At 67.4% G+C, this 22,300-nt stretch carries 18 protein-coding genes; 9 read left to right on the top strand and 9 right to left on the bottom strand.

Annotation, left to right across the window (positions count from 1 at the left end; all coding sequences use genetic code 11):
- Positions 1-33 precede the first annotated feature (33 nt).
- The 3 genes from AB9O74_RS00860 to AB9O74_RS00850 form a co-directional block, all read right to left on the bottom strand.
- The gene (locus tag AB9O74_RS00860; protein WP_369348091.1) at positions 34-1,686 is read right to left on the bottom strand and encodes a phosphoethanolamine transferase; all 1,653 of its coding nucleotides are present in this window, start codon (positions 1,684-1,686) and stop codon (positions 34-36) included.
- Positions 1,683-2,333: a phosphatase PAP2 family protein gene (locus tag AB9O74_RS00855; protein ID WP_369348240.1), complete on the bottom strand. Its 651-nt coding sequence runs from the start codon at positions 2,331-2,333 to the stop codon at positions 1,683-1,685. Before AB9O74_RS00855 ends, AB9O74_RS00860 begins: the two co-directional genes overlap by 4 nt.
- Positions 2,334-2,553: 220 nt before the next feature.
- Complete coding sequence (locus AB9O74_RS00850) at positions 2,554-4,275, bottom strand: ArnT family glycosyltransferase (RefSeq protein ID WP_369348090.1); 1,722 nt, start codon at positions 4,273-4,275, stop codon at positions 2,554-2,556.
- Between the two features lie 118 nt (positions 4,276-4,393).
- Here AB9O74_RS00850 and AB9O74_RS00845 point away from each other — a divergent pair, with 118 nt between their 5' ends.
- The 3 genes from AB9O74_RS00845 to AB9O74_RS00835 all read left to right on the top strand — a co-directional run bounded on the left by AB9O74_RS00845 (position 4,394) and on the right by AB9O74_RS00835 (position 7,778).
- Entirely contained in the window at positions 4,394-5,095 is a 702-nt protein-coding gene (locus AB9O74_RS00845; protein WP_176989176.1) for a response regulator transcription factor, read from the top strand.
- The gene (locus AB9O74_RS00840; protein WP_176989177.1) at positions 5,082-6,422 is read left to right on the top strand and encodes a HAMP domain-containing sensor histidine kinase; all 1,341 of its coding nucleotides are present in this window, start codon (positions 5,082-5,084) and stop codon (positions 6,420-6,422) included. The genes AB9O74_RS00845 and AB9O74_RS00840 overlap by 14 nt, the downstream gene beginning before the upstream one ends.
- A 105-nt stretch (positions 6,423-6,527) precedes the next feature.
- Positions 6,528-7,778 carry a DUF819 domain-containing protein gene (locus AB9O74_RS00835; RefSeq protein ID WP_369348089.1) on the top strand — a complete coding sequence of 417 codons (1,251 nt, stop codon included), beginning with the start codon at positions 6,528-6,530 and terminating at the stop codon, positions 7,776-7,778.
- A gap of 149 nt (positions 7,779-7,927) precedes the next feature.
- Here the strand turns inward: AB9O74_RS00835 and AB9O74_RS00830 are convergent, their stop codons facing one another.
- Together AB9O74_RS00830 and AB9O74_RS00825 are read right to left on the bottom strand one after the other, a co-directional pair.
- Positions 7,928-8,152: a YbdD/YjiX family protein gene (locus AB9O74_RS00830; protein WP_019183464.1), complete on the bottom strand. Its 225-nt coding sequence runs from the start codon at positions 8,150-8,152 to the stop codon at positions 7,928-7,930.
- A complete protein-coding gene (locus AB9O74_RS00825) occupies positions 8,152-10,233 on the bottom strand; it encodes a carbon starvation CstA family protein (RefSeq protein ID WP_369348088.1) in 2,082 nt (693 codons plus the stop codon). Before AB9O74_RS00825 ends, AB9O74_RS00830 begins: the two co-directional genes overlap by 1 nt.
- 227 nt (positions 10,234-10,460) lie before the next feature.
- Between AB9O74_RS00825 and AB9O74_RS00820 the strand changes: the two genes are divergently transcribed.
- Complete coding sequence (locus AB9O74_RS00820; RefSeq protein WP_346478677.1) at positions 10,461-11,312, top strand: pirin family protein; 852 nt, start codon at positions 10,461-10,463, stop codon at positions 11,310-11,312.
- 124 nt (positions 11,313-11,436) lie between these two features.
- On the opposite strand, the gene AB9O74_RS00815 is transcribed toward AB9O74_RS00820, so the two are convergent.
- From AB9O74_RS00815 to AB9O74_RS00800, 4 genes are all read right to left on the bottom strand, one after another.
- Positions 11,437-11,859 carry a hypothetical protein gene (locus tag AB9O74_RS00815; RefSeq protein WP_369348087.1) on the bottom strand — a complete coding sequence of 141 codons (423 nt, stop codon included), beginning with the start codon at positions 11,857-11,859 and terminating at the stop codon, positions 11,437-11,439.
- Between the two features lie 271 nt (positions 11,860-12,130).
- The gene (gene aqpZ, locus AB9O74_RS00810) at positions 12,131-12,853 is read right to left on the bottom strand and encodes an aquaporin Z (protein WP_176989183.1); all 723 of its coding nucleotides are present in this window, start codon (positions 12,851-12,853) and stop codon (positions 12,131-12,133) included.
- 114 nt (positions 12,854-12,967) lie between these two features.
- On the bottom strand, positions 12,968-13,831 hold the full coding sequence (locus AB9O74_RS00805; RefSeq protein WP_369348086.1) for a pirin family protein: 864 nt from the start codon (positions 13,829-13,831) through the stop codon (positions 12,968-12,970).
- A 158-nt stretch (positions 13,832-13,989) separates the two neighbouring features.
- A complete protein-coding gene (locus tag AB9O74_RS00800; RefSeq protein WP_369348085.1) occupies positions 13,990-16,053 on the bottom strand; it encodes a 3-hydroxyacyl-CoA dehydrogenase NAD-binding domain-containing protein in 2,064 nt (687 codons plus the stop codon).
- Between the two features lie 238 nt (positions 16,054-16,291).
- On the opposite strand from AB9O74_RS00800, the gene rpoE reads away from it, so the two are divergent.
- The 5 genes from rpoE (at position 16,292) to lepB (ending at position 22,271) form a co-directional block, all read left to right on the top strand.
- Positions 16,292-16,912, top strand: a complete 621-nt coding sequence (rpoE, locus tag AB9O74_RS00795) for an RNA polymerase sigma factor RpoE (protein ID WP_176989186.1) — start codon at positions 16,292-16,294, stop codon at positions 16,910-16,912.
- On the top strand, positions 16,909-17,808 hold the full coding sequence (locus tag AB9O74_RS00790) for a sigma-E factor negative regulatory protein (protein ID WP_369348084.1): 900 nt from the start codon (positions 16,909-16,911) through the stop codon (positions 17,806-17,808). The genes rpoE and AB9O74_RS00790 overlap by 4 nt, the downstream gene beginning before the upstream one ends.
- Positions 17,809-17,890: 82 nt before the next feature.
- Positions 17,891-19,417: a DegQ family serine endoprotease gene (locus AB9O74_RS00785; protein ID WP_369348083.1), complete on the top strand. Its 1,527-nt coding sequence runs from the start codon at positions 17,891-17,893 to the stop codon at positions 19,415-19,417.
- Positions 19,418-19,585: 168 nt separating this feature from the next.
- Positions 19,586-21,376: a translation elongation factor 4 gene (gene lepA, locus AB9O74_RS00780; RefSeq protein WP_369348239.1), complete on the top strand. Its 1,791-nt coding sequence runs from the start codon at positions 19,586-19,588 to the stop codon at positions 21,374-21,376.
- A gap of 100 nt (positions 21,377-21,476) precedes the next feature.
- On the top strand, positions 21,477-22,271 hold the full coding sequence (lepB, locus tag AB9O74_RS00775; RefSeq protein ID WP_176989189.1) for a signal peptidase I: 795 nt from the start codon (positions 21,477-21,479) through the stop codon (positions 22,269-22,271).
- Positions 22,272-22,300: the final 29 nt, after the last annotated feature.

Raw genomic sequence — 22,300 nt, 5'->3', positions numbered from 1 at the left:
GACAGTGGGCCGGTGCGCATGGAAACCGCCTTGTCATCCCTCGCATGCCGCGAACAGATCCCGGTCACGCTCATACACCGACGTCTTGACCTGCATCAGCCCGAGGACCGACGGGAACAGATTGTCGTGGTCGGTGTACTTGCCCGCGCGCTCCCGCACGCAGGCCAGGTTGAGCCCACGGTTGGCGGCGAAGGACGGCGAGAACCACATCGTCATCGGCACGCGGGTCTGCTCCTGCGGGGCGATCGCGTACGGCACGCCGTGCAGGTACAGACCCTTCTCGCCCAGCGACTCGCCGTGATCGGAGAGGTAGATCATCGCCGTGTCGTAGTCGTTCATGCCCTTGAGGGTGCCGATCGTGCGCGAGAGCAGGTGATCGGTGTACAGCAGCGCGTTGTCGTAACTGTTGGTGATCTGCTCGCGGCTGCACTTGCCGAGGTCCGGTGTATCGCAGGTGGGGGTAAAGCGGCGGAAGCGTGCCGGATAGCGTTCGAAGTAGCTTGGCCCGTGGTTGCCCAGCTGATGCAGCACCACCACGCGGTCGCCGGGTCTGGCGCGGACCTGGGCGGCGAGGTCGTCGATCAGGATTTCATCCATGCAGCGCCCGTTGGTGCACAGGGTCGGGTGCTTGGCATCGTCCAGTGCCTGCATCTCCAGGCCCTCGCAGACGCCCTTGCAACCGGACTGGTTGTCGCGCCACAACGTGGCGATGCCGGCGTGGTCCAGCACGTGCAGCAGCGACTGGTGCGCGCGGATCTTCTTCTCGTCGTAGTCGTGGCGGCCGTAGGGCGAGAACAGGCAGGGCAGCGAGACTTCGGTGCTGGTGCCGCACGAATGCATGTCGGGGAAGTTGATCACCCCGGCCTGGGCCAGTTCCGGCGTGGTCTGCCTGGCGTAGCCGTTGAGCCCCCAGTTCTGCGCGCGCGCGGTTTCACCCATGACGATCACCAGCAGGCGCGGGCGGCTGCCGGCGGCACGCGGGGTCGCCTTGGCATCCATGCCGATCGGCAGCTTGGGGGCGCGCTGGATCGGATTGTCACCGCGCAGTGCCTTGGGCAGGCCGAGCAGGACGTTGCCGGGCGTGGCCAGGTAGCGCACTTCGCGTTGGTTGCGCATCAGCGACGACATTTCCTGGAAGGACAGCATCGCCCCGCCGAAGGCGATCAACGCCGAGAGCAGCAGAAAACCGATACGCCACAGCAGCGCCGCGCCCAGCGTGCGCCGGCGCAGCTGCACGCGCCACAGCAGCAGCATGGGTGCGAAGGCCAACAGCAGCAACGGCAGGATCAGGGTGGGCGTGATCAGTTCCCGGCTTTCCTTGTGGTCGGTCGCCAGCACGTTGCGCAGCATGTCCGCATCCAGATAGATGTGGTAACTGCCCATGTAGTGCGCAGCCAGTGCGGTGCAGATCAGCAGCACGCTGAGGACCACTTTGGCATTCCAGCGCCAGACCAGCAGCCCCATCAGCAGGCTGTGCGCGCCGACCAGGAACAGGAACAGCGAGAGTGCGAATCCAATGCTGCCCGGGTGGGTCGCCATCGCGCTGTGCCAGAACAGGCCGTTGCAGGCGACCGCGAAGAACACGCTGGTGAGCAGGATCAGGGTCTCGGTGGTGCACTGCGGGCGCCAGGCGCGCAGGGTGGCCAGCGCCGGGAAGCGTGTAGCACGCGGGAGGGCGGCGCTCATGCCACGTCTCCCTGCGCACGGACGGGCGCCGCGCTGCGTTCGAGCACGCGGATGCGTTCCACCAGCAGGTACAGGGCCAGCGACACCGACCAGCAGGTGGCCAGCGTCCACAGATCATGTGAGAGGAAATGCGCGCCACGCAGTTGCTGCGAGATCCCGAACACGCCGCCGGCCAGCAGGCCGACCGCGAGGCCGCGCCAGCGCCAGGCGGGGCGCACCATCAGGGCGAAGAAGTACAGGCTGATCCATGCAAAGCCTGCGCTGGAGTGCCCGCCCGGGAAGCACACCCCGCGCGGCATGCCCGGTGGGCGTGTGGCGAAGAGGCCGATGAACGCGCGGGTGCCGCCGTAGCGGGTCAGATCCCACGGGCAGTCCATGTTGGTCAATGACTTGAGCAGCGAGACCAGACCGGTGCCCAGCGCGACCGCCAGCACCAGGTACAGCAGCGGCCAGCGCCACCCGGCTGCACGCTCGCTGCGCCACGCGTGGAAGCACAGCACGATCGCCACGAGCGCCGCCACACTGCTGGCCCATTTGCCGGCCTGATGGATCAGATGCGTGGTGAACCAGGCGTTCTGCAGCGCCCACTGCTGGCCTTCCAGGCGATACCACTGGTCGGCCAGCCACTGGTCGCCCCTGGCGCCCATCAGCACCGCACTGGCGAGCAGGGTCAACGCCAGCGGAGCCCAGAGGTGGTCGCGGAGGAAACCCGGCGTGGCCGTGGCAACGGGCGCGGAGGAAAGAGCAACGGTGGACGCTGGGAACATGGACAAAGGGGCCGGCGGAGATTCCGGCGCCATGGTCGTCAGCGGGTTGTCGGAGAGCGGTCGGAGCGATGTTGGCCGCCGGTTAAGCGCGGCCTGCCGTTCAGTCTTCCTCGTCCTGCGCGGTGTCGGTCGCGGTCACCGCCGCGTGGCAGTCGGCCTGCCACGCGGTGCCCGGCAACAGCAGCCAGCGGTTGCGGTTCGCGCTGCCGATCTCGATCACGGCCGCGGGGTCCACGCAGGGACTGATCGCTTCATCCAGCACCAGCAGCCAGCGCTGCGCGGGCGCCTGCGCCAGCCACGGGCCGGCGGCCTGCCACTGCTGCTCCCACGGTGTCTTGAAACCGAAGTCGGTGACGGGGCGGTCGGCCTGCAGCAGGTTCTGCTCGCGCCAGGCGACCACGCCCAGTTCGGCCTGCGGGCCGATCCGCGCGCCCACCTGCCGCATCACGGCGGAGGCGGAGCTGTACGGATCCAGGGTCGGCATCAGCACCCAGCCATACAGATTCCAGAGCAGGAATGACGTCGCCACCACCAGCGCGCCGACACGGCGTGGCCGCCACCAGAGTGCCAAGGCCAGCAGCACCACGCCGAAGGCGAGCAGCCAGCCGCCGAGCACCGGCAGCAGGCTGTCGGGCATGGCGCGCCGTGCCAGTTGCGCATGCGCCCACGCACTGCCGTTCCAGAGCTGCAGGCCGATGTACAACCCGGCCGCGCCCAGCAGAACGACATAGGCCCACAGCAGCCAACGCAGCCCGCCACGACGCAGCAGACCGGGCAGCAGGGGCGCGGCGGCCAGGCACAGCGCGGGCAGCATCGGGAAGATGTAGACCTCGCGCTTGCCAGGGCTGGCGCTGAAGAAGGCCAGCACCAGCAGGGCCCAGCCCAGCAGCAGCCACCAGCGCCCGTCCAGGCGCTTGAGGCGCCGCCACCATGCAGGCATCAGCGCGGGCAGCAGCAGGCTGCCGGGCAGCCACAAGGTCGCCATCACCTGCAGGTAGTACCAGGCCGGCTTTACGTGGTGCCAGGCGTTGGCGTAGCGGGTGCCGGTCTGTTTGAACAACAGTTCACGCGCATACGCGTGCAGGGCCGGATCAGGCGAGTGCAGCAGTGCCACCCCCAACGGCGCCAGCCAGACCGCGGTGCCGAGCAGGAACGCCGGCAGCAGCCACCACAGATCGCGCGCGGTGCCCGGCGGCAGCGCCGTGGCACGGGTGCGCCAGCGCCAGAGGGCAAACGGCACCAGCACCAGCAGCGGCAGGAAGCCCACGCCCTTGGTCACCGTGCCGAGACCGGCCGCGAAGCCGGCCAGCCACAGCGCCGGCCGGTTGCGACCCTCCAGCAGGTGGCGCAGCAGGCCCCACAGCGACAGGGTGGTCATCGCCACCAACACCATGTCGATCTGGGCCCGTTTGGCCATCAGGCCGAACTGCAGGCAACTGAACAAGGCGAGCATGGCCCACCACCCGACGCGCCGGGTCCACAGCCGCCGACCCAGATCCCAGGTCAGCCACAGGGTCAGCAGGGCAGCCAGCAGCGAGGGCACCAGGAAGGCAAGGGCCCAGCCGCCGAACAGCTGGTGGCTGGCCGCCTGCATCCACATGAAAACAGGGGGTTTTTCCGCATACAGTTCGCTGCCGCGGTGGGGCAGCAGCCACTGGCCGGAGTCGACCATGGCACGGGCCGCCAGCACGAAACGCGGCTCATCCGGCGGCGAGGGCTGGCGCAGGCCGATGCCGGCCGCCAGCGCCAGCAGCAGGCCAAGGCAGACCAGCACACGCGGCCAGCGCCGCAGGAAGAAGGATTCGGTCACGCCCAGGCTCATCGGCAAAACAGCCACTGTCTCCCCGACAGCGTAGGAAAAGCGTCGTAACCACCCCATTGCGACCGGATTCCGACATGGTTCCCGCTACCATGCGCCCAACCGGTCAAGAGAGTGTCCCATGCGGCTGCTGGTCATTGAAGACAACCGTCAGCTGGTTGCCAATCTTTTCGACTACTTCGAATCCCGGGGCCATGTGCTCGATGTCGCGCCCGACGGCGTGACCGGGCTGCATCTGGCCGTGTCGCAGCCCTATGACGCGCTGATCCTGGACTGGATGCTGCCGCGCATGGAAGGCCCGGAAGTGCTGCGACGGCTGCGCGCCGACCACGGTTCCGAAGTGCCGGTGATCATGCTGACCGCCCGCGACGAGCTGCCGGACAAGATCGCCGGTTTCCGCGCCGGCGCCGATGATTACCTGACCAAGCCGTTCGCGCTGCCGGAGCTGGAAGTGCGCCTGGAAGCATTGATGGTGCGTGCCAACGGTCGCAACCCGCGCAAGGTGCTGGAGGTGGCCGATCTCAGGCTGGATCTGGCCACGCTGGAGGCGCAGCGCGACGGCAAGCCACTGCACCTGTATCCGGCCTGCCGCAAACTGCTGGAAGTGCTGATGCGCGCCAGCCCGGGGGCGGTCACCCGCCAGCAGCTGGAGTTCGCGCTGTGGGGCGACGAGCTGCCCGACGGCGACCTGCTGCGTTCGCATGTCTACGAGTTGCGCCGCAGCGTGGATGGCCCGTTCCAGCAGAAGCTGATCCATACCCTGCCGCGGGTGGGGTACCGCCTGGGCGTGTCGGCTGCGGACAGTTCCGATGCAGTGGCATAAGCGCGTGGCCAAGCCAGCGCCGATGCATCGGCGCATGGTGTGGTGGCTGCTGGGCTATCTGGCGCTGATCTCGCTGGCGGTGTTCAGCGTGGGCAACTATGTGCATGAACACGCCGAGCACTCGGCATGGCGCGCGCTGCTCAACTCCGAGCTGGACAGCATCGTCAACCACATCGAACACGAGCCGCACTACCGCTGGCAGGATTCGGACACACTGCGGCTGTTCTACATCAACGGCAGCCCTGCGGTGCCGGAGAGCCTGCGCACGCTGCACCCGGGCCTGCACGACGGGGTGATGGTCAATGACCGCCAGAGTGCGGTGATGATCCGCGAGACCCCGCAGCTGGGGCGGCTGGCGCTGGTGCTGGACATCAACGATTTCCATGAGCTGGAACAGTTCGCCACGCGCTGGGTGTTGCTGGCCGGCGTGCTGATGATCATCGTCACGGTGCTGATGGCGTCCTTCGGCGTCGGCCGGTTGGTGCGCCCGCTGAGCTCGCTGGCCAGGCGCATCGATGAGCTGCACCCGGGTGTTCCCGGGCAGCGGGTGGAGGTGGACCCGCGTGCCAGCTCGGAGCTGTACGTCATCGCCAATGCGCTCAATGACTACCTAGCGCGCAACGAACAGTTCGTCGAGCGCGAGCGCGTCTTCATCAGCACGGCCAGCCATGAGCTGCGTACGCCGATCGCGGTGATCACCGGGGCCTCGGAGCTGGCGCTCGGCCAGCCTGACATCCCTGAGCGTGCACGACAGCAGATGCAGCGCGTGCATCGCACGGCCCAGGGCGTGGAGCAGCTGATCCAGCTGCTGCTGGTGCTCGCGCGCGATCCTGCGCGGTTGGCCGCACTGGGCGAACGCATTCCCCTGGACCTGCTGGTACCGGACATCATCGAGGACCATCGTCACCTGATGGGCGACAAGGACCTGCGCATCGAGATCGATGGCCTGGCGCGGGTGGACATCATCGCGCCGCTGGGCGTGGTGCAGGCAGCGATCGGCAACCTGCTGCGCAACGCGATCGAGAACAGTGGCCGCGGCACCATCCACATCCAGGTCTCCGACCAGGCGGTGGTGACCCTGCAGGATCCGGGGCTCGGCATGAGCCCGGAAGAGATCGCGGCGGTGCACGCGCGCATGGCGCGGGGCGACCGCAACGAACAGAGCGGGATCGGCCTGGAGCTGATCGCCCGGCTCTGCGAACACCTGGGCTGGGCGCTGCAGATCCAGCCCTGCGTGCCGCGCGGAACCTGCGTGATTCTCGATCTGGGTGCTTCGCTGCCGGAGCGCAGTGACAGGGGCTCGCTGCCAGCGTCGTCACCGCCCTGATCGCTGCGCTGCAAAGTGTGGCCTCGTGAAGACAATGTTAAGCTCCGGAGGCGCCGCTCTATGCGGCGCTTTTTTTTATCCCTTCGATCGACAGAGGATGGCGTGATGCCGACCGAACCCAGTACTGCCCTGATCACCAATGACATCGTCGGCCTCGGCCTGATCGCCGCCACGCTTGCCGTGATTTTCTGGGCCGCCAGCGGCCCGACGCCGTTGCTCAAGAAGGTGTTCGCCTGGGTGCCGGCGCTGCTGCTGTGCTACTTCATCCCGGCCATCTACAACACCGCCGGCCTCATCGATGGCCACAACACCTCGCTCTACAACCCGATCGCCCGTGACGTGCTGCTGCCCGCCGCGCTGGTGCTGCTGACGCTCTCGATCGACCTGAAGGGCATCATGAAGCTCGGCCCGAAGCTGCTGGTGATGTTCTGCGCCGGCACGCTGGGTATCATCCTCGGCGCCATCGTGTCGTTCCAGGCGATGTCCTGGATCCACCCAGCCACCGTGGCCGGTGATACCTGGAAAGGCATGGCGGCGCTGGCCGGCAGCTGGATCGGCGGCGGCGCCAACATGGTGGCGATGCGTGAAGTGTTCGGCACCGATGCGACCACGTTCGGCCAGTTCGCCGTGGTCGACGTGGCCTGCGCGAGCCTGTGGATGGCGGTCCTGCTGTTCCTGGCCAACCGCGCCAAGCAGATCGATGCCCGCAGCGGGGCCGATACCCGCGCCATTGATGAGATGAAGGAGCGCATCTCGGCATACGAAGCCCAGAATGCCCGCATTCCCAGCCTGACCGACCTGATGGTGATCGTCGGTGTGGGGCTGGGCGGCGTCGGCCTGGCGCATGCCATCGCCGCGCCGCTGAGCGGGTGGTTCAAAGCCAACGTGAGCTGGGCCAGCCAGTTCAGCCTGGACAGCGCGTTCGTCTGGGTGGTGCTGTTGTCCACCGCGCTCGGCCTGGGCTTGAGCTTCACCCGCGCGCGGCGCCTGGAGTCGGCCGGTGCCTCGCGCCTGGGCACGCTGTTCCTGTACTTCCTGATCGCCTGCATCGGCATGCAGATGGATCTGCTCTCGCTGCTCGACCGTCCGTGGCTGTTCGCGCTCGGTGCGATCTGGATGCTCACGCACATCCTGGTGCTGTGGATCGCCGCCAAGCTGCTGCGTGCACCGCTGTTCTTCTTCGCGATCGGCTCGCAGGGCAACATCGGTGCAGCGGCATCGGCCCCGGTGGTCGCCGCGGCATTCCATCCGTCACTGGCCCCGGTCGGCGTGCTGCTGGGCACCGTGGGATATGCCACCGGTACCGGGCTGGCCTATGTGACCGGCCTGATCCTGAAGTGGATGGCCGGCGCGTAAGGCGGGATCGAGGCGCCACGACCCACGGTCGTGGCGGGTCCCGGGGCCCGGCCGCAGGGCGGCCCAACAAAAACGGCGGCGCTTTCGCGCCGCCGTTTTTTTGTAGCGGTGTCCCGATCAACGGTCGGGACCGTGCGGACACTGCGGCTTCAGCAGCACCGTCCCCCGTTCTTGCCGCTGTAACGCGCCTCCTGGCGCTCGCGGAAGAACGTCTTGTAGTCCATCGGCACGCGGTCCGGATGCTTTTCCAGCACATGCCGGACGTAGTTGTCGTAGTCGGGAATCCCGCAGCACAGCCGCGCGGTCTGCACCAGGCGCCGCCAGATGCGGCGGTGGGCCTGGTACTGACCGGCGGGGACGAGTTCGGTACTCATCACAGGTCCGCCATCTGGTGCGGCTCAAGTGCCACGTACGGGGTTTCCCTGTCGGTCCGCTGCGGGGTGCGGCGGGCCATGAAGATGGTCTTGATCGCGTAGAACAGGATCGAGAACACCACGAACAGGAACAGCACGGTCAGGCCGGTGTTGACGTAGGCGTTGACCACGATCTGGTGCATCTGGCCGACGGTCTTGGCCGGCGCGGTCAGGGTGCCGGTGGCGATCGCGTCCTGGTACTTGTGTGCCTGGGCCAGGAAGCCCTGTGCCGGGTTGCTGTCGAAGATCTTGATCAGGCCCGCATAGGTGGTGCAGATCAGCAGCCACACCGCCGGTACGCCGGTCACCCAGGCGAAGCGGTCACGCTTCATCTTGAACAGCACCACGGTGCCGAGCATCAGTGCGATACCCGCCAGCATCTGGTTGGAGATGCCGAACAGCGGCCACAGGGTCTGGATACCACCGAAGGGATCGACCACGCCCGTATAGAGCAGGTAGCCCCACAGCGCCACGCAGCCGGCGGTGGCGATGATGTTGGCGGTCCACGATTCGGTCTTCTTCAGGGCCGGGATGAAGTTGCCCAGCAGGTCCTGCAGCATGAAGCGACCGGCACGGGTACCGGCATCGACCGCAGTGAGGATGAACAAGGCTTCGAACAGGATCGCGAAGTGGTACCAGAACGCCATCATCGCGTTGCTGCCGCTTGGGATCGCCTCGTGCAGGATCTGCGCGATGCCCACCGCCAGCGTCGGTGCGCCACCGGCGCGGTGCAGGATGGTCGGCTCGCCGATGGCGGCGGCCGTAGCCTCCAGCTGCTCGGGGGTGATGATGAAGCCCCACGTATTGCTGATGTAGGCCGCAGCGGAGACCGCATCCGGACCGATCACGGCGGCCGGCGCGTTCATGGCGAAGTAGATGCCCGGATCGATGATCGAGGCGGCCACCAGCGCCATCACCGCGACGAACGATTCCATCAGCATGCCGCCGTAGCCGATGTAGCGCATGTGGCGCTCATTGGCGAGCAGCTTGGGCGTGGTGCCCGAGGCGATCAGCGCATGGAAACCGGACACCGCGCCGCAGGCGATGGTGATGAACAGGAACGGGAACATCCCGCCTTTCCAGACCGGGCCGTCGCCAGTGGCGGCGAACTGGGTCAGTGCCGGCATCTTCAGTTCCGGCATGACGATCAGGATGCCGATCGCCAGCGCCACGATGGTGCCGATCTTGAGGAAGGTGGACAGGTAATCGCGCGGCGCCAGCAGCAGCCACACCGGCAGCACCGAGGCGACGAAGCCGTAGCCGATCAGCATCCAGGTGATCTGGATGCCGGTGAAGGTGAAGGCCGGGCCCCAGACCGGATCGGCGGCGACCTTGCCACCGAACCAGATCGCGGCCAGCAGCAGGATCAGGCCGACCACGGAAATCTCACCGATCTTGCCCGGGCGGATGTAGCGCATGTACACGCCCATCAGGATCGCGATCGGCATGGTCGCGATGACCGTGAACATGCCCCAGGGGCTTTCGGCCAGCGCCTTGACCACCACCATCGCCAGCACGGCCAGGATGATGATCATGATCAGGAAGGCACCGAACAAGGCGATGGTGCCGGGCACCGGCCCCATTTCCTCGCGCACCAGATCGCCCAGCGAGCGACCGTTGCGACGGCTGGACAGGAACAGGATCATGAAATCCTGCACCGCGCCGGCCACGACCACGCCCACCACCAGCCAGAGCAGGCCGGGCAGGTAGCCCATCTGCGCGGCCAGCACCGGCCCGACCAGCGGGCCCGCACCGGCGATGGCGGCGAAGTGGTGGCCGAACAGCACGTGCTTGTTGGTCGGAACGTAGTCCAGGCCATCGTTGTTGATCACCGCGGGCGTGGCCCGGGTCGGATCGAGCTGCATCACCTTGTCGGCGATGAACAGGCTGTAGAAGCGATACGCGATGAGATAGATGGAGACCGCAGCGACGACGATCCACAGCGCATTGATGGGTTCACCGCGGCGCAGCGCGACGGTGCCTAGACAGAATGCGCCAAGCAGTGCGATGACTGCCCAACCCAGTTTCGAAAAACCTTTCATGAGATTGCGTCTCCCTGGAGATCGTCGTAAGAGTCCGCCTTGGCACTGACGGGGTCAATGCAATGGCGGGGGCTTGCCGCTAGTACTTTGGTCGTAGGGTGGGTGTGGGGCGTGCCCGTGCACGTCATCGGAACATCACGCTTGGAACAATCGGTTGCGGGCATGACGGTTGGCCGGCGGGGCCGGCGAGGCCATCTTGTCGATAGATCACCGACCCTGGAGTCACCATGAGCAGCCCAACCCCGGTGCGCGTGCTGCGCACCATCCGTGGCATGGCCACCTCCGATGGCGCCGGCGTCCGCCTGACGCGGGTCATCGGTGGGCCGTCGCTGCCCGACCTGGATCCGTTCCTGCTGCTGGATGAATTCGGCACGGACCGTGCCGAGGACTACATCGCCGGCTTCCCCAGCCATCCGCACCGTGGGTTCGAGACCGTCACCTACATGCTCGACGGCCGGATGCGGCACAAGGACAACCACGGCAACGAGGGCCTGCTCACGCCGGGCAGCGTGCAGTGGATGACCGCCGGACGCGGCCTGATCCACTCGGAGATGCCCGAGCAGGAATCCGGCCAGATGCGCGGTTTCCAGCTGTGGGTGAACCTCCCGGCGCGCGACAAGATGACGGATCCGAAATACCAGGAGTTCGCGCCGGACCATATCCCGGTGACGGCGCCGGCCGAGGGCGTGCAGGTCAAGGTGATCGCCGGGCAGGTGGGTGACACCGTCGGGCCGATCGTGCAGCCGGCCACCGACCCGGTGTATCTGGACATCACCCTGGAGGCGCGCGCGGGCTGGAGCTACACGCTGCCCGATGGCCACAACGCGTTTGCCTACGTGTTCGAAGGGGGACTGGAGATCGGCGAGGGCGACGATGCGCGCCCGGTAGCAAAGCAGGAAATGGCGGTGCTGGGCGGCGGTGAGCAGTTGGCGCTGCGCGCAGGCGAAACCGGTGCGCGGCTGATCCTGGTGGCGGGCCGCCCGCTGCGCGAGCCGGTCATGCGGCACGGTCCGTTCGTGATGAACACCAAGCAGGAGCTGATGCAGGCCTTCGTGGATTTCCAGGAAGGCCGCTTCTGAGGCACGTGGGCGCCGGTCGCAGGCCGGCAACCGCATGACACCTGACGGTGTAGGAGGCGCCGGCCAGCGGCCGGCGCTGCCATGGAGGACGGGATGAGGGCGGTGCACCGTCCCGTCCTCTTCCTCAGCGCCCGGCGGCGACAGCCGAGGGCGTCAGGTTCATGCCCTGCGCAAGCGACTGCAGCGAACCCAGTTCGCTCCTGTCGCCCGCGTACAACGCAATCTGCGCGAAGCGGTTCTTGTCGAACTTCACCACGGTAATGCGGCGGGTGTCGTAGCCCGGCGGTTTCTGGCCGCCCAGGTCGGGCTGGTACCAGTACAGCGTTTCACCCGCGAAGCTGCCTTTTTCCTGGCGCAGCGCGCGGTTCAACGGCAGCTCGGGGTTGCGGGCGCTCATGGTGAGGCTGAGCACTTCACGCCCATCGGCGGTCCTGGCCTTGCACAGGATCAGATCCCGCTGGGCCAGTTCCTGCCACTGCAGGCCGCTGCTGGCGGGCAGGGACGGACATTCGCTGGTGGATTGCGCCGCAACGGCGCCGGCAGACATCGACAGACACACACACACGACAGCGCGCAGGACGTTCATGGTTCCCCCAGGGTCGATGATCGCGTCCATCGCTGACAGGCATTCCGGCGGCCGTTGACAACCCAGGCCGTGGTGGCGCATTCCCCGCGCGCGTACCGGATGACTCGCTGCCGTCAGTGTCGGACGAGTGACCCGGACCTTAACGGAATGTGACTCAGTGTACAAATAACGGTTTCTGGTGAATCTTTCTCCACCGGGGTGCCGGGCAGCGCGCGGCCGCCCGGCCGGATCCTCAGCGGGGTGCGGCCCCCATCCATTTGTAGACGATGCCGCCGATCAGGCCGCCCAGCAGCGGCGCCAGCCAGAACAGCCAGAGCTGGCTCAGCGCACCGCTGCCCGCGAACAGGGCCACGGCGGTGGAGCGGGCCGGGTTGACCGAGGTATTGGTGACCGGAATGCTGATCAGGTGGATCAGGGTCAGGGCCAGGCCGATCGCGATCGGAGCAAAGCCCGCCGGTGCGTTGCCGTGGGTCGAGCCCATGATGACGATCAGGAAGAAGGCGGTCAGCACCACTTCGCACAGGAACGCGGCCGCGACGCTGTAGCCTCCCGGTGAGAGTGCGCCATACCCGTTGCTGGCGAATGCGCCGGCCTGGCTGCCATCGATCTGGAAGCCGGGCGCGCCGGAGGCGATCTGCAGCAGGATGAAGCCGGCCAGCGCACCGCCGAGCACCTGCGCGACGATGTAGGGAAGCAGGTCACGGGCCGGGAAGCGGCCGCCGGCCCACAGGCCGACGCTGACCGCTGGATTGAAGTGCGCGCCGGAGACATGCCCGAACGCATAGGCGCCGGTCAGCACGGTCAGGCCGAAGGCCAGCGCGACGCCCACGAAACCGATCCCCAGCGGATTGCCGTCGCCGCCGAACCTGGCGGCCAGCACCGCGCTGCCACACCCACCCAATACCAACCAGAACGTGCCCAGGAACTCGGCGGCCAGACGCTTGCCCATGCTCATCGATGTGCTCCACGTTATGCCCGGGGTGGGCAGGCGCAACGTAGCTGAATCGGGGTTCATCGGGGTGACGACCACGTCAAGACCCGACGAACGGTTGGCCGCCGGGTGTGCGGCTCAGTACGCGGGCAGCGGAATGAACTCTTTGTCGTCGCCCGGAATCGTGCCGAAGCGGCCGGATTCCCAGTCGTGCTTGGCCTGCTCGATCCGCTCGGTGGAGCTGGAGACGAAGTTCCACCAGAGATGGCGCGGGCCATCGAGTGGCTCGCCGCCCATCAGCATCGCCTTGATCGGGGTCTTGGCGCGCAGGCGGCCGCGGGCGCCGGGTTCGGGAATGATCAGGTGCTGGGCGGGAACGTCCACGCCATCGAGCTGGGCCTGGCCTTCGAGGATGTACAGCGAACGCTCGGCGTGGCCGGTATCCAGGTCGATCTCCGCATCGGCGTCGAGATCGATGGCGACGTTGAGGGTATCGGCGAACACCTTGACCGGGGATTCTTCGCCGTACGCGCGGCCGGCGATGACGCGCAGCCACGCACCGTTGCGGCGCTGCTGGGGCAGGGTGTCGGCGGCATGGTGGTAGAACGCGGGATCGGTCTCTTCGGCACTCTTCGGCAGCGCCAGCCAGGTCTGCATGCCGTGCAGCGGATGGTCGTGTTCGCGCTCGAGGGCAGGCGTGCGTTCGGAGTGGGCGATGCCGCGGCCGGCGGTCATCCAGTTGACGTCGCCGGGGCGGATGACCTGGTCCGAGCCGAGCGTGTCGCGGTGGCCGATGGCGCCGGACCACAGGAAGGTGACGGTGGCCAGGCCGATGTGCGGGTGCGGGCGCACGTCGATGCCGGTGCCGGGGGAGAGCACGGCCGGGCCCATCTGGTCGACGAAGACGAAGGGGCCGACGCTGCGCGCCTGCAGGGTCGGCACGGCGCGGCGCACCTGCAGGCCACCGATGTCATGGATGCGGGGGGCGATGATGGTCGTCATGCGGGCGGTCTCGCTGGCGGGGACAGAGCGGGAGGATCGCATGCGGGGTGTGGGGGTGGGAGGCCTGTATCGGTAACAGGGTGTTCTGGTTGCACGCCGGCGGCGGAAACAACAACGCCACCCTGCGGTGGCGTCGTCGTTTCAGGTCACGGCGATCCTCAGATCACCGGTTCGCGCAGTACCGGCGAATCCCAGCCCGGGCGGGGCGCGAAACGGTCGCCATGGCGCTGCTGCAGGACCTTGAGCCGTTCGAGCAGGGCGTCGGCACCGGTGGCGCGGATGTACTGGATCGGGCCGCCGCGGAACGGGGCGAAACCGGTGCCGAAGATCACGCCGGCATCGAGCAGGTCGGCATCGGCGACGACGCCGTCGTGCAGGCAGGCCACCGCTTCGTTGAGCAGCGGCAGGATCAGGCGGTCCTCCAGATCGGCCGGCACCTCGTAGTTGGCGGGGACGTCCGGCTTCTGCGCGCGGCCGTTCTCCCACTTGTACAGGCCCTGGCCGTCCTTCTTGCCGCGCTTGCCCTGTTCCACGGTCGCCAGTGCGGCCGGCACCTGCAGGCCGAGGAACGGCGCCAGTTCCTTGCCCACGCCGGCCGCCACATCCAGGCCGACGGTGTCGAGCAGTTCGATCGGGCCCATCGGCATGCCGAACTTGACCGCGGCCTTGTCCAGCACCGGGCCCGGGACGCCTTCGGCATACGCGGTGGCGGCTTCAAGCATGTACGGGAACAGCACGCGGTTGACCAGGAAGCCGGGCGTGCCGGCGACCGGTACCGGGAACTTGCCCAGCGCCTTGCAGAACGAGGCCAGGCGGCGCTCGGTCTCCGGCGCCATGCCGTCGTGATGGATGATTTCCACCAGCGGCATCTGCGCGACCGGATTGAAGTAATGCAGGCCGGCGAACTGCGCCGGACGCTGGATGTGGTCGCGCAGTTCGTCCAGCGGGATCGAGGAAGTGTTGGTGGTCAGCAGCGCATCGGCCTTCATCTTCGGCTCCAGCGACTGGTACAACTCGCGCTTGGCCTCCGGGTTCTCGATGATGGCTTCGATCACCAGATCCGCCTGGGCCACGCCCTCGCCGGCAAGATCCGCCTTCAGGCGTGCCGCCACGGCCGGGCGCTTGCTGTCGTCCTTCACCCGCTTGGCGAACAGCGCCTGCGCGCGTTCCATGGCCGGGTCGATGAAGCGCTGCTCGCGGTCCTGCAGGGTCACGTTGAAGCCCTTGTAGGCCGACCACGCCGCGATGTCACCGCCCATCACACCGGCACCGACGACGTGCACGTGCTGGATGCCGTGGTCCTTGCCGCCGAGGGCCTTCAGGCGTTCGGTCAGGAAGAAGATGCGGATCAGGTTGCGGGCGGTCGGGGTGCCGGCCAGCTTGACCACGGCACGGCGTTCGGCATCCAGACGGGTCTGGATCGGGCTGCCGCCGGTGCGTGCCCAGGTGTTGATCAGCGCGTACGGCGCCGGGTAATGCTCCTTGCGCGCCTTGCGGGCGACCTGCTTGGCCATCTGCGGGGCGAGCAGCCTGCGGGCCAGCCAGGTATTGGTGATCCAGGCGGTCGCGCGCTGTTTGAACGGGCGGGTGGTGCCCTTCAGCGCGAGCGACACGGCGGTATCGAGCAGCACGGCCGGTGCGACGACCTTGTCGACCAGGCCGATGTTGCGTGCGGCTGAGGCCGACAGGTTGCGGCCGGTCAGCATCATGTCCATCGCGGCCGGTGCGCCGACCAGCTGCGGCAGGCGCGAGCTGCCGCCCCAGCCCGGGAAGATGCCCAGCTGGGTCTCCGGCAGGCCGATCCGGGTGGAGGGATCGTTGGATGCCACGCGGTAACGACAGGCCAGGGCCAGCTCGGTGCCGCCGCCCAGGCAATGGCCGTGGATCGCGGCGACGGTCGGGCAGGGCAGCTCGGCCAGCTTCTGGTAGGTGCTCTGGCCACGGCGGATTGCGTCATTGACGGTGCCGCGGCGGTCGAATTCCTGGAATTCCTTCAGGTCCGCTCCGGCGATGAAGCCGGCCGCCTTGATCGACTGGATCACCACCGCCTTGGGCGGGTCCATCGCGATCCGCTCGATCAGGTCGCCCAGTTCGAGCAGCACGTCCTGCGACATGGCATTGACGCTGCTGTCCTGGCGGTCGAGGCTGAGCACGACGACGCCATCGTCACGGATCTGCGGGTGCCAATGCGAGAAGCGGAGCCCATCGAAGCCTGAGAGCATGGGAACGTTCCATCCGGTTGTGTATGGAGAAGGGGGCTATGATCCAGAGGTTGTTTCCTCCCCGTCAAATCCCTATAGCTGGGGGAGAGAAGCCGTCGATCCATTGCCTGGATCGGAAACCTTAACGGAACGGTGGTTAAAAGCTGGTGCGGCGCGGTGTGATCGCGCGCTGAACTTTTCCCGGGATTGGCAGTCTCATTGCCCGACGTCGGTTGGGCTGACAGGAGTGCGGCCCCCCATGGCCGAGGTTGAAACACCACAGGAGCTGGACCTGGAACTGGTCCGACGTGTGCAGCGTGGCGAGAGCGCGGCGTTCGATGTCCTGGTACGCAAGTACCAGCATCGGATCATCGCGCTGATCGGGCGCTACATCGCGGACTGGAGTGAATGTCAGGACGTGGCCCAGGACACTTTCGTCCGCGCGTATCGCGCGATCGGCAGTTTCCGGGGCGACGCCCAGTTCTATACCTGGCTGCACAGGATCGCCGTGAACACTGCCAAGAACCATCTCGCCGCCCACAACCGCCGCCCGCCCACCGATGACATCGAGATCGGGGACGCCGAGCAGTACGACAGCGGCACGCGCCTGCGCGACACCGACACGCCCGAGCGCGAGTTGATGCGCCAGGAGCTGGAGCAGACGGTGATGAAGGCGGTCTCCGCACTGCCTGAAGAACTGCGCTCGGCCATCACCATGCGCGAGGTGGAGGGCCTGAGTTATGACGAAATCGCGCAGAAGATGGGGTGCCCGATCGGCACCGTGCGGTCGCGGATCTTCCGTGCCCGCGAGGCGATCGACACTGAACTCCGGCCGCTGCTCGATGTGGGCAGCGCCACCCGCGAGAAGAGCCGCGCATGAGCCACGATATGTCCAATGATGCTTCCCGGGGCGCGTCCCCCGATAAATTCGACGCCCATTACCGGCAGCAGTTGTCGTCGTTGATCGACGGTGAGCTGTCGGCCGATGAAGCCCGTTTCATGCTGCGTCGGCTGGAACACGATGAGTCCCTGTCGAGCTGCAACGAACGCTGGCAGATGCTCGGCGATGTGCTGCGCGGGCAGGCCTGCGCGCCGGCCCCGGTGGATTTCGCCGACCGTGTGCGCGCCTCCGTTGCGTCGGAGCCGGCCCCGGTAATGCAGGCCAGGGTCGAGCGCGGCCCGGACCGCCAGGAACGTCGCGGCGGATGGCGACGCTGGGGTGGCGGTGCGGCGTTGGCCGCCTCCGTCGCGGCCGTGGCGATGTTCATGACCCGCGAGCAGTTGCCGGCGCCGGCACCACTGGACGCGCCGACCACCATCATCGCCAGCCAGGCCGAATTGCCTGCGGCGCCGGTGACCGAGGCGTCGGCCGCCGGACAGGCACTCGCCGTGGCGGCAGTGCCGGCCGCGGCCGTGGCGGCGGCCAGCCGCCGCCAGGACGTGGCAACTGCACGCCGCGCCAGCGCCAGCGCCACGCGTACCCAGCAGGCCGCGCGCAGCGCCGCCGAGCGCAGTGCCGAACCGCAGCGGGCGGTCGCCAGCCAGGCGCCGTTGACCCCGGCCGTGCCGGCAGCCACCGCGCGGCAGTTCCCGTTCGGTGAGGTCGGCAGCCTGCAGGCCAAGCCTTGGCCGCGGTCCAGCCTGGCCCCTGCCGCGGGTGGCGCGCTCAACGCGAGCTTCTCCACGCAGGCCCCGCAGGCCGCGTTCTATCCGTTCGAGCCGCGTCTGCAGGAGTCGGCCGAGTCGGCCGAACCCGCGCGCCGGCACCGCGACTGAGCATCGTCGCCCTGACGTTCCGCTCCGGCCTGTGCGCCGGAGCGTTCTCCCCTTTGTTCCCTGACCCGGAGGTTCGTGTCTGATGACCGCCCGTATCCGTACCCACGCCCTGGCGCTGGTCGCCATGACGCTCCCGCTGGTGGCCTGCGCCCAGTCGCCGTCGCCGGCCACCGCAGCCGCCCCGGCGGCGGCCGCTGCACCGCGCGCGCCTGCACCGCAGCTGGTCAGCGGCCTGCCGGACTTCACCAACCTGGTCGAACAGGTGGGCCCGGGGGTCGTCAATGTCGAGACCACCATCGTGCGCAGCAACCGCCAGGCCCGCATGGCCGGGCCGGCCGACCAGGACATGCCCGAGTTCTTCCGCCGTTTCTTCGGCCCGGACTTCCAGATGCCGGGGCAGGGCGCGGACGGCCCCGATGACGGCACCCCGAGCATCCGCGGTCGCGGCATGGGCTCGGGCTTCATCATCTCCGCCGACGGCTACGTGTTGACCAATCACCACGTCGTGGCCGATGCCAGCGAGGTGAAGGTCAAGCTCGGTGATCGTCGTGAGTTCACCGCCAAGGTGGTCGGCAGCGACCAGCAGTACGACGTGGCCCTGCTCAAGATTGACGGCAAGAATCTGCCGACGGTGCGCGTGGGTGATTCCAATACGCTCAAGCCGGGTCAGTGGGTGGTCGCGATCGGCTCGCCGTTCGGACTGGACCACTCGGTCACCGCCGGCGTGGTCAGCGCGGTCGGCCGCAGCACCGGCGGCCCGGACCAGCGCTATGTGCCCTTCATCCAGACCGACGTGGCGATCAACCAGGGCAACTCCGGCGGCCCGCTGCTCAACACCCGCGGTGAAGTGGTCGGCATCAACTCGCAGATCTTCTCCGCTTCAGGCGGGTACATGGGCATCAGCTTCGCGATCCCGATCGACCTGGCCATGGGTGCGGTCGAACAGATCAAGAAGACCGGCCGGGTCAGCCGCGGCCAGCTCGGCGCGGCGGTCGGCCCCATCGATGGCCTGAAGGCCCAGGGGCTGGGCCTGCCGGACAGCCGCGGCGCGCTGGTCAACGAAGTGGTCGCAGGCAGCGCGGCGCTCAAGGCCGGTATCGAGCCGGGGGACGTGATCCGCTCGGTCAACGGCAGCCCGATCAATACCTTCAGCGATCTGCCGCCGGCCATCGGCGCGCTGCCGCCGGGCAGCAAGGTGCGCCTGAGCGTGCTGCGCGATGGCAAGGAGCGGGAGATCACCGCCACCCTCACCGAGCTGGCCGAAGACGCCGAGCGCGGTCCGGCCCGTCCGGCCGCGGAAACGGCCAAGCCGGAGACCGGTGCCAATGCCCTGCTGGGGGTGGAGGTGGCCGATCTGACCGCCCCGCAGCGCCAGCAGTTGGGCCTGTCGGCGGGCGAGGGCGTGCGCATCACCCGGGTCAATGGCCAGTCGGCGCGTGACGCCGGGCTGTCGCCGGGCCTGGTGGTGCTGCAGGTCGGCCGGACCCCGGTCGGCAGCGTGGCCGCGCTGAACAAGGCGTTGGGCGGCTACTCCAAGGGCGATGTGGTCATGCTGCTGATCCGCGCCAACGGCAACAGCGCCTTCGTGGCGGTCAAGGCCGGGCAGTAAGCCCCGCCCCGCCTGCGTTTCCGGGCCCGCTTCGGCGGGCCCGGTCGTTTCTGGCGGGCCGATCACGCCAATCGCGGGCGGCCGCACGCGGGACCGGGCCGGCCATGCGATAATCCGCAGTCATCCTGACGACGCGACGCGCCGCCGCCACCTATGTCTTCTGATTCGATGCGGTTCATCCGCAACTTCTCCATCATCGCCCACGTCGACCACGGCAAGTCCACGCTGGCCGATCGCATCATCCAGCTTTGCGGCGGCCTCCAGGCCCGTGAGATGGAGGCGCAGGTGCTCGACTCGAACCCGATCGAGCGCGAGCGTGGCATCACCATCAAGGCCCAGTCGGTCTCGCTGCCGTATGTCGCCAAAGATGGCCACACCTACCACCTGAACTTCATCGATACCCCCGGGCATGTCGACTTCTCCTATGAAGTCAGCCGCTCGCTGGCCGCCTGCGAAGGCGCGCTGCTGGTGGTCGATGCGGCCCAGGGCGTGGAAGCGCAGTCCGTGGCCAACTGCTACACGGCCGTCGAACAGGGGCTGGAAGTGGTGCCGGTCATCAACAAGATCGACCTGCCCACCGCCGACATCGACCGTGCCAAGGCCGAGATCGAGGCCGTGATCGGCATCGATGCCACCGACGCCGTGGCGGTCAGCGCCAAGACCGGCCTGAACGTGGGCGACGTGCTGGAAGCGATCGTGCATCGCATCCCGCCGCCGGTGCCGCGCGATACCGACAAGCTGCAGGCGCTGATCATCGACTCGTGGTTCGACAACTACCTGGGCGTGGTCTCGCTGGTGCGCGTGATGCAGGGCCAGATCAAGGCCGGCGACAAGCTGCAGGTGATGTCCACCGGCCGCAATCACCAGGTCGACAACGTCGGCGTGTTCACCCCCAAGCGCAAGGTGATGCCGGCACTGAACGCCGGTGAGGTGGGCTGGGTGACGGCCAGCATCAAGGACGTGCACGGTGCGCCGGTCGGCGACACCCTGACCCTGGCCGCCGATCCGGCCGCCAAGCCGCTGCCGGGCTTCCAGGAAATGCAGCCGCGCGTGTTCGCCGGCCTGTTCCCGGTCGATGCCGAGGATTACCCGGACCTGCGCGAAGCGCTGGACAAGCTGCGCCTGAACGATGCCGCGCTGCGCTTCGAGCCGGAAAGCTCCGAAGCGATGGGCTTCGGCTTCCGCTGCGGCTTCCTGGGCATGCTGCACATGGAAATCGTGCAGGAGCGCCTGGAGCGCGAGTACAACCTGGACCTGATCAGCACTGCGCCGACCGTGGTCTATGAAGTGCTCAAGACCGACGGCACCATCATCAACATGGACAACCCGGCCAAGCTGCCGCCGGTGAACATGGTCGATGAGATCCGCGAGCCGATCATCCGCGCCAACGTACTCACCCCCGAGGAGTACATCGGCAACATCATCAAGCTGTGCGAAGAAAAGCGCGGCAGCCAGATCGGCATCAACTACCTGGGCAGCCAGGTGCAGATCAGCTATGAGCTGCCGATGGCCGAAGTGGTGCTGGACTTCTTCGACAAGCTCAAGTCGGTCAGCCGTGGCTATGCCTCGCTGGACTATCACTTCGTGCGCTTCGATGCTGGCCCGTTCGTCCGCGTGGACGTGCTGATCAACGGCGACAAGGTCGATGCGCTGTCGCTGATCGTGCACCGCAGCCATGCCGACCGCCGCGGCCGCGAGCTGTGCGAGAAGATGAAGGAACTGATCCCGCGCCAGCAGTTCGACGTGGCGATCCAGGCCGCCGTCGGCTCGCAGATCATCTCGCGCACCACGGTCAAGGCGATGCGCAAGAACGTGCTGGCCAAGTGCTATGGTGGCGACGTTTCGCGCAAGAAGAAGCTGCTCGAGAAACAGAAGGAAGGCAAGAAGCGCATGAAGCAGGTCGGCCGCGTGGAAATCCCGCAGGAAGCCTTCCTGGCCGTGCTGCAGATGGACAAGTAAGGCCGGATGGCTTTCCCGGCAGCGGCGGGCGGCACCGGATCGGTGTCGCCGGACGCGCAGGGGCACACCACACCGCTGCAATCGTTCCCAAGGACACTGCATGAAATTGTTTGAGCTCCTCCTGGTCGTACTGACGTTGGCCTCGGGCCTGATCCTGCTGGCCGAAAAGCTGTACTTCGCCAAGCGCCGCGCCCAGCGCGCCGGCCTGCTGGACACCGAGCCGGTGATGGTCGATTACGCGCGGGCGTTCTTCCCGGTGCTGGCGATCGTGCTGGTGGTGCGCAGCTTCATCGCCGAACCGTACAAGATCCCGTCCAGCTCGATGATGCCCAACCTGCTGATCGGCGATTTCATCCTGGTCAACAAGTTCTCCTATGGCCTGCGCCTGCCGCTGAACAATGCCAAGGTGATCCCGTTCGGCGAGCCCAAGCGCGGCGACGTGGTGGTGTTCCACTTCCCGGGCCATTCGGACAACGATCCGGCCAAGGGCGAGAACTTCATCAAGCGCGTGATCGGCGTGCCGGGCGACCAGATCGAGTTCCAGGGCAACGGCCTGATCCTCAATGGCGAACCGGTCAAATACGACAACAAGGGCCTGTACGCCGGCCACAACGGCCAAGGCGAAGGCAGTTCGCTGCTGGTCGAGCATCTGCCGGGCCGCACGCATACCGTGCTGGAGACCGATTACGCCCGCGGCGAAGGGCAGTGGACCGTCCCGGCCGGCAGGTATCTGGTGATGGGCGACAATCGCGACAACAGTGACGACGGCCGTTTCTGGGGCCTGCTGCCGGAAGAGAACCTCCGCGGCAAGGCATTCCTGATCTGGCTGAACTGCTCGGGCTGGTTCTGCAAGGACGGCTTCGAACCGTCGCGGATCGGCACGGCCATCCATTGATTCATGGCACACGCGTATCTGGGGAGAAC

It is taken from the genome of Stenotrophomonas sp. JAG2, assembly GCF_041080745.1.
GTDB classification, from domain to species: domain Bacteria; phylum Pseudomonadota; class Gammaproteobacteria; order Xanthomonadales; family Xanthomonadaceae; genus Stenotrophomonas; species Stenotrophomonas maltophilia_AA.
This window is presented reverse-complemented; position numbering and strand designations above follow the sequence as displayed.

Excerpts from the sequence above, each read along its gene's own strand:
- AB9O74_RS00855 (WP_369348240.1), bottom strand. The coding sequence starts at position 2,333 with ATGGGCGCCAGGGGCGACCAGTGGCTGGCCGACCAGTGGTATCGCCTG.
- AB9O74_RS00790 (WP_369348084.1), top strand. The coding sequence starts at position 16,909 with ATGAGCCACGATATGTCCAATGATGCTTCCCGGGGCGCGTCCCCCGAT.
- AB9O74_RS00815 (WP_369348087.1), bottom strand. The coding sequence starts at position 11,859 with ATGTCTGCCGGCGCCGTTGCGGCGCAATCCACCAGCGAATGTCCGTCC.
- AB9O74_RS00860 (WP_369348091.1), bottom strand. The coding sequence starts at position 1,686 with ATGAGCGCCGCCCTCCCGCGTGCTACACGCTTCCCGGCGCTGGCCACC.
- AB9O74_RS00825 (WP_369348088.1), bottom strand. The coding sequence starts at position 10,233 with ATGAAAGGTTTTTCGAAACTGGGTTGGGCAGTCATCGCACTGCTTGGC.
- AB9O74_RS00830 (WP_019183464.1), bottom strand. The coding sequence starts at position 8,152 with ATGAGTACCGAACTCGTCCCCGCCGGTCAGTACCAGGCCCACCGCCGC.
- AB9O74_RS00800 (WP_369348085.1), bottom strand. The coding sequence starts at position 16,053 with ATGCTCTCAGGCTTCGATGGGCTCCGCTTCTCGCATTGGCACCCGCAG.
- AB9O74_RS00850 (WP_369348090.1), bottom strand. The coding sequence starts at position 4,275 with ATGAGCCTGGGCGTGACCGAATCCTTCTTCCTGCGGCGCTGGCCGCGT.
- lepB (WP_176989189.1), top strand. The coding sequence starts at position 21,477 with ATGAAATTGTTTGAGCTCCTCCTGGTCGTACTGACGTTGGCCTCGGGC.
- AB9O74_RS00835 (WP_369348089.1), top strand. The coding sequence starts at position 6,528 with ATGCCGACCGAACCCAGTACTGCCCTGATCACCAATGACATCGTCGGC.
- AB9O74_RS00820 (WP_346478677.1), top strand. The coding sequence starts at position 10,461 with ATGAGCAGCCCAACCCCGGTGCGCGTGCTGCGCACCATCCGTGGCATG.
- AB9O74_RS00805 (WP_369348086.1), bottom strand. The coding sequence starts at position 13,831 with ATGACGACCATCATCGCCCCCCGCATCCATGACATCGGTGGCCTGCAG.
- AB9O74_RS00840 (WP_176989177.1), top strand. The coding sequence starts at position 5,082 with ATGCAGTGGCATAAGCGCGTGGCCAAGCCAGCGCCGATGCATCGGCGC.
- AB9O74_RS00845 (WP_176989176.1), top strand. The coding sequence starts at position 4,394 with ATGCGGCTGCTGGTCATTGAAGACAACCGTCAGCTGGTTGCCAATCTT.
- rpoE (WP_176989186.1), top strand. The coding sequence starts at position 16,292 with ATGGCCGAGGTTGAAACACCACAGGAGCTGGACCTGGAACTGGTCCGA.
- lepA (WP_369348239.1), top strand. The coding sequence starts at position 19,586 with ATGCGGTTCATCCGCAACTTCTCCATCATCGCCCACGTCGACCACGGC.
- AB9O74_RS00785 (WP_369348083.1), top strand. The coding sequence starts at position 17,891 with ATGACCGCCCGTATCCGTACCCACGCCCTGGCGCTGGTCGCCATGACG.
- aqpZ (WP_176989183.1), bottom strand. The coding sequence starts at position 12,853 with ATGAGCATGGGCAAGCGTCTGGCCGCCGAGTTCCTGGGCACGTTCTGG.